General features: G+C 63.0%; 9 protein-coding genes. 6 read left to right on the forward strand and 3 right to left on the reverse strand.

Features of this window, described 5'->3' with window-relative positions; all coding sequences use genetic code 11:
* Positions 1 to 235: transposase (locus ABJN75_RS15465; RefSeq protein ID WP_348440476.1), on the forward strand; the 235-nt coding region annotated here is incomplete at its 5' end.
* A 154-nt stretch (positions 236 to 389) separates the two neighbouring features.
* A complete protein-coding gene (locus ABJN75_RS15470; RefSeq protein WP_348440477.1) occupies positions 390 to 1,025 on the forward strand; it encodes a hemolysin III family protein in 636 nt (211 codons plus the stop codon).
* A gap of 26 nt (positions 1,026 to 1,051) precedes the next feature.
* Here the strand turns inward: ABJN75_RS15470 and ABJN75_RS15475 are convergent, their stop codons facing one another.
* On the reverse strand, positions 1,052 to 2,818 hold the full coding sequence (locus tag ABJN75_RS15475) for an SLC13 family permease (protein ID WP_348440478.1): 1,767 nt from the start codon (positions 2,816 to 2,818) through the stop codon (positions 1,052 to 1,054).
* A 293-nt stretch (positions 2,819 to 3,111) separates the two neighbouring features.
* Positions 3,112 to 3,540 (reverse strand): hypothetical protein, encoded by a 429-nt coding sequence (locus ABJN75_RS15480; protein ID WP_348440479.1) that lies wholly within the window; start codon positions 3,538 to 3,540, stop codon positions 3,112 to 3,114.
* Between the two features lie 205 nt (positions 3,541 to 3,745).
* On the opposite strand from ABJN75_RS15480, the gene blaOXA reads away from it, so the two are divergent.
* The 4 genes from blaOXA (at position 3,746) to mtaB (ending at position 7,948) form a co-directional block, all read left to right on the forward strand.
* On the forward strand, positions 3,746 to 4,549 hold the full coding sequence (gene blaOXA, locus ABJN75_RS15485; protein WP_348440480.1) for a class D beta-lactamase: 804 nt from the start codon (positions 3,746 to 3,748) through the stop codon (positions 4,547 to 4,549).
* Between the two features lie 54 nt (positions 4,550 to 4,603).
* Positions 4,604 to 5,683 (forward strand): MBL fold metallo-hydrolase, encoded by a 1,080-nt coding sequence (locus ABJN75_RS15490; RefSeq protein WP_348440481.1) that lies wholly within the window; start codon positions 4,604 to 4,606, stop codon positions 5,681 to 5,683.
* A 79-nt stretch (positions 5,684 to 5,762) separates the two neighbouring features.
* Positions 5,763 to 6,641, forward strand: a complete 879-nt coding sequence (gene dapF, locus ABJN75_RS15495; RefSeq protein ID WP_348440484.1) for a diaminopimelate epimerase — start codon at positions 5,763 to 5,765, stop codon at positions 6,639 to 6,641.
* The gene (gene mtaB / locus ABJN75_RS15500; protein ID WP_348440482.1) at positions 6,638 to 7,948 is read left to right on the forward strand and encodes a tRNA (N(6)-L-threonylcarbamoyladenosine(37)-C(2))-methylthiotransferase MtaB; all 1,311 of its coding nucleotides are present in this window, start codon (positions 6,638 to 6,640) and stop codon (positions 7,946 to 7,948) included. The genes dapF and mtaB overlap by 4 nt, the downstream gene beginning before the upstream one ends.
* A gap of 332 nt (positions 7,949 to 8,280) precedes the next feature.
* Here the strand turns inward: mtaB and ABJN75_RS15505 are convergent.
* On the reverse strand, positions 8,281 to 8,556 hold a 276-nt coding region (locus tag ABJN75_RS15505), incomplete at its 5' end, for a hypothetical protein (RefSeq protein ID WP_348440483.1).

Consider the following 8,556-nt stretch of genomic DNA (forward strand, 5'->3'; position numbering starts at 1 on the left):
GAACTGGCTTCTAGAGGAGTTGGATGAGCGTGGCGCAAGCGCCGTGATCCCACCGAAATCAAACCGAAAGCAACAGCGTGACTACGATATCGAAGCCTACAAATGGCGGCATCTGGTTGAAAACTACTTCGCGAAGATCAACGAATTCAGAGGCATAGCAACACGCTATGACAAAACGGACTGTAGCTACACAGCCAGTTGGAACCTTGCAGCTGCCCTGATCGCATCAAGATGAATGTCCACAGGCCCTAGAACTACTTGGCGGCCCGCCCTGTAAATCCGCCAACCCCGCCGGGCCAGGTGAGCGGCAAAAAGTCCACTTCCCATCCTTATTTTGGGCCGGATATGTTGCTATCGTCAATCATCTCGTCAAAGTCTGAAGGCCAAGAATGTATCCCGATTACACAAGGTCAGAACGGGTTGCCGACGGCAGCATGCACGCCATCGGCGTGATCGGCTCGGTGTTTGGGGCGACTGTGTTGCTGATGTGGTCCGCCCCGGTCGCCTCGGCCTGGGAGATTGCCGCAACAGCAATCTATGCAATCACCCTGATTGCCACCTTCACCGCCTCGGCGTTTTATCACATGACCCCGTGGGAGAGCATCCGGCCGGTTCTGCGCCGGATCGATCATGCGGCGATCTATCTGAAGATCGCCGGCACCTATACGCCGCTGGTGGTCATGGTTGGCAGCGGTCTGGCCTATGGTGTGCTGGGCGTTGTCTGGGGCCTGGCGATCGTCGGCATGACGCTCAAGCTGGTGTTCTGGAGCACGCCCGGCCGCTTTGGCCCGGCGCTTTATCTGGTCATGGGCTGGATGAGCATCATCCTGATCTGGTCGTCATGGTCGGAGTTGCCAATTGGGTACATCGCCGCCGGAGGGCTGCTTTATACCGTGGGAGTGGCTTTCTATGCGGCAAAGAAATTGAAGTTCTCGAACGCGATCTGGCACGGATTCGTCATTGCCGCCTCTGCCTGTTTCTTTGTGGCCATCTCGCTGGCGGTGACACAGGATGGGTTACTGTAGCAGAATCGCCAATCCACTCCCCCCCGCTAAAACGGCCAGACCCAGGCGATCATCGGCACGGCGACGACGATCACCAGCACTTCGAGCATCAGGCCCATGCGCCAGTAGTCGCCGAAGCGGTAATTGCCGGGGCCCATGATGATGGTGTTGTTCTTGTGCCCGATCGGGGTGAGGAAGGCGCAGGAGGCGGCGACCGCGACACCCATCAGGAACGGATCGGGACTGGCCCCGATGGAGTTTGCCACGCTGACGCCGATGGGGGCGGCGATCAGCGCGGTGGCGACATTGTTGAGAAAATCCGACAGCGTCATGGTGATGATCATCAACACTGCCAGCACACCCCAGGCCGGCAGGTTGGCGGTCTGGGTGACGATCAGATCGGCGATCAACTGGCTGCCGCCGGTGTCTTCCAGCGCTGCTGCGACGGGAATGAGACAGGCCAGCAGCACGATCACCTTCCACTGGATCATCGCGTAGAAATCACGCCCGCTGATGATGCCCAGCAGCAGATAGGCGACAACGCAAAGCCCCAGCGCGATGGCCAGCGAGGTGATGCCGATGACCGACAGCGCGATCGCCGCGGCGAAGATGGAGATCGCCAGCAACGCCTTGGTCCGCTGCAGCACCTCGAGCCTGCGGTTTTCCAGCGGCAGCACGCCCAGCCACTGGCAGGCGGCGGCGATGTTCTTGTCCGGTCCGATCAACAGCAGCAGGTCACCCGCCTTGATCGGCAGATGGCTGACCCGCTCACGGAAGCGCCGGCCCTGGCGGGATATGCCAAGCAGCGTCACCCCGTGCCGCTGGATCAGCCTGAGCCCGAGCATGGTGCGGCCAACGACAGTGGCCTCCTCGGGCACAATCGCCTCGACCAGCGACAGCGACTTGCCCATCAGCCCGCCATGCTCCTCGGTGCCGATGGCATCAAGATCGGCCGCCCCCATGAAGGCCTCGATCTGTTTCGGATCGCCCTCCAGCACCAGAAAATCGTCTTCGCGGATCTCGCGGGCCTGGGAAAAGCCGTGCAGACGCTTGCCCTGCCGGGCCAGCCCCAGGATCGTCACGTCGTTCTCGTCGGCAATCGGGTAGAGATCCCCCACTGACTGGCCGATCGATTTTGAGCCTTCCTTGACCCGGGCTTCGGCGACATAGAGCCCGGCATCACCTTCCAGCGACATCGCGTCGGCCCGGGCCGGAATCAGCCGCCAGCCGATGAACGCCACATAGGCGATCCCGACGGCTGCCACCGTGATGCCGACCGGCGCAAAATCAAACATCGAGTAGGGCGCGCCCAGCACATCCTGGCGGTATTGTGCGATGACGATGTTGGGCGGCGTGCCGATCAGCGTGATCATGCCGCCCAGAATGGTGCCGAACGACAGCGGCATCAGCGTCAGCGAGACCGCCCGTTTGGCCTTGCGCGCCGCGTCCATGTCGAGCGACATCAAAAGCGCCAGTGCTGCGACATTGTTGATGATCGCCGAGAGCACCGCGCCGGCCACCGCCATGATGCCGATATGGGTCGGCAGGGCCCGGTCGGGACTGGTGACAAAACGGGCAATGAATTCCACCGCGCCCGAATTCATCAGCCCGCGCGAAACAATCAGCACAAGCGCGATGATGACCACGGCGGGGTGGCCAAAGCCGTGAAACGCCTCTTCCGGCGCGATCAGCCCGGCGAGCACGGTGACCAGCAGCGCCACGAAGGCGACAAGGTCGTAACGAAAGCGACCCCAGACCAGCATCGCAAACAGGACGATGAGGATGGCGAAAAGCATGATCTGGTCGGTGGTCATGAAACCCGTCCCGTTGCGCGGCGTGCGATATGCACAAGTGCTGCTTGGGTTACATGGCCGGAATTTTGGGTCAACCGGTTTCCGCAGCGTGCAGGCAAATCAACCCGAGCCGTCCTGACGGCGCGGTTTGCTCAGACCCTGCTGATCCGGATCCGCTTCGAGGGTCTGTGGGCCTGGCGCCGGCATCTCAGCGGCGGCTCTACGCGCCACCCTTGTGGTGAGGCGCAGCGCCGGGAGATGGTTTCCCGGCACTGCGCCCCGCTGTTTCGCGGCAAGATCGGGTCGAGACCGGATCAGTGCTTCTTCACCGGACCGATGTAGGACACCTTCAAGCTGCCGGAATAGGCATTCATCTTGGCGCCGAACAAGGCGTGGTTCTTCTTCGCCAGGTAGGAATATTCCGCGCCCTGGCAGTCGAGCATCTTGATGCTTCTGTAGCCGGAGCGGCGCAGAGTTTCCAAACCGACGCGGCAATCCTTGCGCGACACCTTCACCACTTCATTCTTGCGCTGGCTGCGATGGTCGCGAAGCTTGTTCTGCTTGCCGGCACGGTGGTCGCGGGTCTGGACCTGCGCCGCAGCCCGGTGATCGCGCAGCTTGAGCTCGACGGTTGCGCGATGATCACGGACGGTCCGCGAGGACTCGCCGGCCTGGACCGGAGTCTGGATCAGCAGGGTTGCAAGGCTGGCGGCGGCGAGGGTGAGAACGGATCTGGTCAACATGGTCTGGCTCCAAAGCTGTGTGTTTCAATAACGCCACCCTGATGCAGGGCGGTTGAACCGTTTGTGAAGCGCCCGTTCATGACCGGTTCATGGGGTTCCACCGGCCTCTTCCTTGTGCCCAGTCTTGCCATTGCCTGCCTCCAAAAGCAGTGATAAATCCCGGTTTCCACCGGCCAGGCCGGGTTCAAATGGCAGGTCATGAATCATGAAAATCATTGCCGTTTTTCTGGTTGCGCTTTTTGTCTCGGTCGCATCCGCCGGCGCCAGGACCATCTGCACCGTCATTGCCGACGCCCGGACCGGGGAAATCCTGCTTGAGCAGGGGGACTGCCGCTCCCGGGTCACGCCCGCCTCAACCTTCAAGGTTGCGCTCAGCCTGATCGGGTTTGATGCAGGCTTCCTGACCGGCACCAACGCCCCGGTGCTTGCGTTCAAACCGGGCTATCCCGATTGGGGCGGCGCCAACTGGACGCAGCCGACTGACCCCGAACGCTGGATGAAATACTCGGTCGTCTGGTATTCGCAACAGATTACCGCCGCACTCGGCGCCGAAAAAATCGAGAGCCGCCTGAAGGCCTTTGGCTATGGCAACACCGACTTCAGCGGCGATCCGGGCAAGAGCAATGCGCTGGAACGCGCATGGATTGCGTCCTCGCTGAAGATTGCGCCGCTGGAACAGGTGGCGTTCCTGCGCGCCCTCGTCAATCGCACCCTGCCTGTCGCGGCTCAGGCCATCGACCGGACCATGGCCATTGTCGAAACAAATCCCGCCGGCAATGGCTGGACAGTATCCGGCAAGACCGGCGCTGCCTATCCGCGCATGGCAAACGGAAAATTCGACAGGGCAAAAAGCTGGGGCTGGTTTGTCGGTTGGGCAAGAAAAGGCGATCGCACCTTGATCTTTGCCCGGCTCGACCAGGATGAAAAGCGTGAAAAGGGCTCGGCAGGGATCAGGGCGAAAAATGCCTTGCTGGAGCAATGGCCGGGACTGATCGCGGCCTCCCGCTGACGCTCAACCTCGCCTTCACTTGATCCCCCGGCTCCCGCTCCCATATTTCACCCGATGAACCGCCGCTCCTTTCTCAAATTTTCAGCGCTTGCCGCCCTGTTCGGTGGCGGCGCATCGGGGACCGCCATGGCCTTAGCCCGCAATTCCAACCGCTATCATTCCGGCCCGGTCAGCGATCATTTCGACGGGATCCGGTTTTTCAACCCCGACGGCGCCGCGCCCAAGGGGTTCTCCGATCTTCTGAAATGGAAATTCGGCGGCACCCAGGCCAAATGGCCGGACACCGTCAGAAGCCCGTTTGCACCGGCCCGGCCCGAACCCCGGATCGAGGGCCACGGGCTGCGCATCACCATGGTCGGTCACGCCACCATGCTGTTCCAGACAGCAGGCCTCAATATCCTGACCGATCCGGTCTGGTCCGACCGCGCCAGCCCGCTGTCCTTTGCCGGACCGAAGCGGGTCACGGCCCCCGGTGTTGCTTTCGAGGACCTGCCGGACATCGATCTGGTGCTGCTGTCGCACAATCATTACGACCACCTCGATCTGGTGACGCTGGCGCGGCTCAGGCAAGTGCACAATCCGCTGGTGATCACGCCGCTCGGCAATGACACGATCATCAAGGCTGACACGCCTACGATGCGGGTGATCACCGCGGATTGGGGGCAGGCGGTCAAGTCCGGCCCGGCAACCGTGCATTTCGAGCCCTGCCATCACTGGTCGGCGCGCGGCGTCAATGACCGTTCGATGGCGCTGTGGGCAGCCTTCGTGATCGAGACGCCGGGCGGCAAGATCCTGCATATCGGCGACACCGGCTTTGACCAGGGCCGGCCCTACCGCAACGCCCGTGACAGGCATGGCCGGTTCCGGGCTGCAATCCTGCCGGTTGGCGCCTACGAACCGCGCTGGTTCATGAAGGACCAGCACCAGAGCCCGGACGAGGCCATCGAGGGTTTTCTGCTGTCAGGTGCCGACTACGCGCTGGGCCATCACTGGGGCACATTCCAGCTCACCGACGAGGGCCGCGAGGCGCCCGAGGAATTGCTTTACGAAAAGCTGGCCGAAAAAGGTGTCGCCAGGGACCGGTTCCGGCCGCTGCATGTCGGCGAGAGCTGGGATTTGCCTGCTGGCACATGAGGCACAGGCCAGTGCGTCGACACTGGTAATCTCGGCGCATTTCAGCCATATAGGCCCGGAACAAGAACGGGTGCGCACCATGGGATCGATGGTTCCTTTTGCCAAGATGAACGGGCTGGGCAACGACATCGTCGTCATCGACATGCGTGGCCGCAAGGATGCCGTGACCGCTGAAGCGGCGATCGCGCTTGCAGGCGGCGACCGGACCGGCTTTGACCAGATCATGGCGATCCACGACACCGATATCGACAGGATCGATTACCGCATCGACATTCTCAATCGCGACGGCTCCCGCGCCCAGGCCTGCGGCAACGGCACAAGATGCGTGGTCCAGGCGCTGGCATCGGAAACCGGGCGCAACAGTTTCACCTTCAAGACGCTGGCCGGTATTCTCAATGCCGAAGAGCATGAGGACGGACTGATTTCGGTCGACATGGGCCTGCCGGAATTCGCCTGGGACAGGATCCCGCTGGCCGAGGAGTTTTTCGACACCACCCGGATCGAGCTGCAGATCGGCCCGATTGACGCGCCGGTGCTGCATTCGCCCTCGGTGATGTCGATGGGCAATCCGCACGCCATCTTCTGGGTCAAGGACGACGTCTGGTCCTATGATCTCGAGCGTTTCGGACCGCTGCTGGAAAACCATCCGATCTTTCCTGAACGCGCCAATATCTCGATCGCCCGGGTGATCGACGACAAGTCGATGGATCTGAGGACCTGGGAACGCGGCGTCGGGCTGACCCGCGCCTGCGGCTCGGCTGCCTGTGCGGCGGCGGTATCGGCGGCGCGGACAGCGCGCACCGGACGCAGTGTCACGGTCAATGTGCCGGGCGGGCCGCTGCGGATCGAGTGGCGCGCCGACAATCACGTGATCATGACCGGACCGGCTGACTGGGAGTTCTCGGGAGAGGTCGATCCGCTCAGCGGGGAGTGGCGGGCCGACGAGGCGGTGGCGTGAGCGGCGTCCGTGTCCTGACCTTCGGATGCCGGCTCAATACGTTTGAATCCGAGACCATGCGCAAGGCGGCGGAAACCGCGGGGCTGAACAACGCAATCCTGGTCAACACCTGTGCGGTGACCGCCGACGCGGTGCGGCAGGCCCGGCAGACCATCCGCCGCGCCCGGCGCGACAACCCGCATGCCCGCATCGTGGTCTCGGGGTGCGCGGCCCAGACCGAGCCGGAAACCTTTGCCGCAATGGCAGAGGTCGACGCGGTGATCGGCAATGACGCCAAGGGCCAGGCCGCGACCTACCGCAAGCTGCCCGATTTCGGCGTCTCCGACAGCGAGAAGATCCGGGTCAACGACATCATGTCGGTGCGCGAGACCGCGCCGCAGATGATCGAGGCGGTCGAGGGCCATGCCCGTGCCTTCGTGCAGGTGCAGAACGGTTGCGATCACCGCTGCACCTTCTGCGTCATCCCCTATGGCCGCGGCAATTCGCGCTCGGTGCCGATGGGCGCGGTGGTTGAGCAAATCGAAAAGCTCGTCGACAATGGCTACCAGGAAGCCGTCATCACCGGCGTCGACGCCACCAGCTATGGCGCCGACCTGCCCGGCAGCCCGACGCTCGGCAGTTTGGCCGCCACCATTTTGAAACAGGTGCCTGATCTCAAACGGCTCAGGCTATCGTCGATTGATTCGATCGAGGTCGACGACACGCTGATGGATCTCATCGCCAACGAGCCCCGTTTCATGCCGCACCTGCATCTGTCGCTGCAGCATGGCGATGATTTGATTCTCAAACGGATGAAGCGGCGTCATGGCCGCGACGACGCGGTCCGGTTTTGTCAGACCGTGCGGAGCCTGCGGCCCGGCTTTGCCTTCGGCGCCGACCTGATTGCCGGGTTCCCGACCGAGACCGAGGAGATGTTCGCCCGCTCGCTCGACATCATCGATGACTGCGGCATCGCGTTTTTGCACGTGTTTCCCTATTCGCCGCGAGCCGGAACACCGGCGGCGCGGATGCCACAGCTTGATCGCGGGCTGATCAAGCAGCGCGCCGCACGCTTGAGAGAACGGGGCGACCAGGCCTATGATGCCCACCTCTCGGCCATGGCGCTCGCGGGGCAAACGCACTCAGCGCTGGTCGAATTTTCCGGCACCGCGCGAACAGAAAATTTCACCCCGGTGGTTGCGCCCGACGCGCCACGGGGCCAGATGGCTGTGATAAGGGTCAATGGCCGCAGCGCGGATCATCTGACCGGCGAGGTGGTTGCCGCGAGCGCGGATCAAATGCAAATTGCGGACGTCGCCGCAAACTGACATCGAAAAGGTACCGAGCCCGCATGGCGTTTAACTTCATCAAAAAGGTTTTCTCCTTCGGGAAAGACAAGGAAGACGCGTCCGCGCCCGAACCTGCGGTCGAGTCGGCCGCGCCAACTGCCGATATCTCCCCGGCAGCGACAGATGCCGCACCGGAAACCGTTGCCCCTGAGCCGCCCGCACCGGCTGCTCCGGTCGACGAAGCACCCGCCGGCGAACCGCCGATCCATACCGAGCCCGTGGACGAAGGCCCGGAAGACGGGCTGACCCCGGATGAATTGTCCGCTGACCCGGCCGTCGCGCCGGCTCCGGAGGGAGCAGCGGAACCGGCCTCACAGGATGACAGCGGGACGCGGTTCACCCCGGAACCGGCTGCCAGCGAGGCGCCGGTTCACACTGACCCCGTGGACGAAGGCCCCGAGGACGGGCTGCACCCGGACGAATTGTCCGCCGACCCGGCCTTCGCGCCGGTCCCGGAGCAAACACCTGAGCCTGAGCCTGAGCCTGAGCCTGAGCCTGAGCCTGAGCCTGAGCCTGAGCCTGAGCCTGAGCCTGAGCCTGAGCCTGGGCCTGAGCCTGAGCCTGAGCCTGAGCCTCGAAAGCTGGTT

The sequence above is a fragment of the Hoeflea sp. genome (genome assembly GCF_039975035.1).
In the GTDB taxonomy this organism is placed as follows: Bacteria; Pseudomonadota; Alphaproteobacteria; order Rhizobiales; family Rhizobiaceae; genus Hoeflea.

Coding starts and splice junctions, on each gene's coding strand:
- dapF (WP_348440484.1), top strand. CDS start 5,763: ATGGGATCGATGGTTCCTTTTGCCAAGATGAACGGGCTGGGCAACGAC.
- blaOXA (WP_348440480.1), top strand. CDS start 3,746: ATGAAAATCATTGCCGTTTTTCTGGTTGCGCTTTTTGTCTCGGTCGCA.
- ABJN75_RS15470 (WP_348440477.1), top strand. CDS start 390: ATGTATCCCGATTACACAAGGTCAGAACGGGTTGCCGACGGCAGCATG.
- ABJN75_RS15480 (WP_348440479.1), bottom strand. CDS start 3,540: ATGTTGACCAGATCCGTTCTCACCCTCGCCGCCGCCAGCCTTGCAACC.
- ABJN75_RS15490 (WP_348440481.1), top strand. CDS start 4,604: ATGAACCGCCGCTCCTTTCTCAAATTTTCAGCGCTTGCCGCCCTGTTC.
- ABJN75_RS15475 (WP_348440478.1), bottom strand. CDS start 2,818: ATGACCACCGACCAGATCATGCTTTTCGCCATCCTCATCGTCCTGTTT.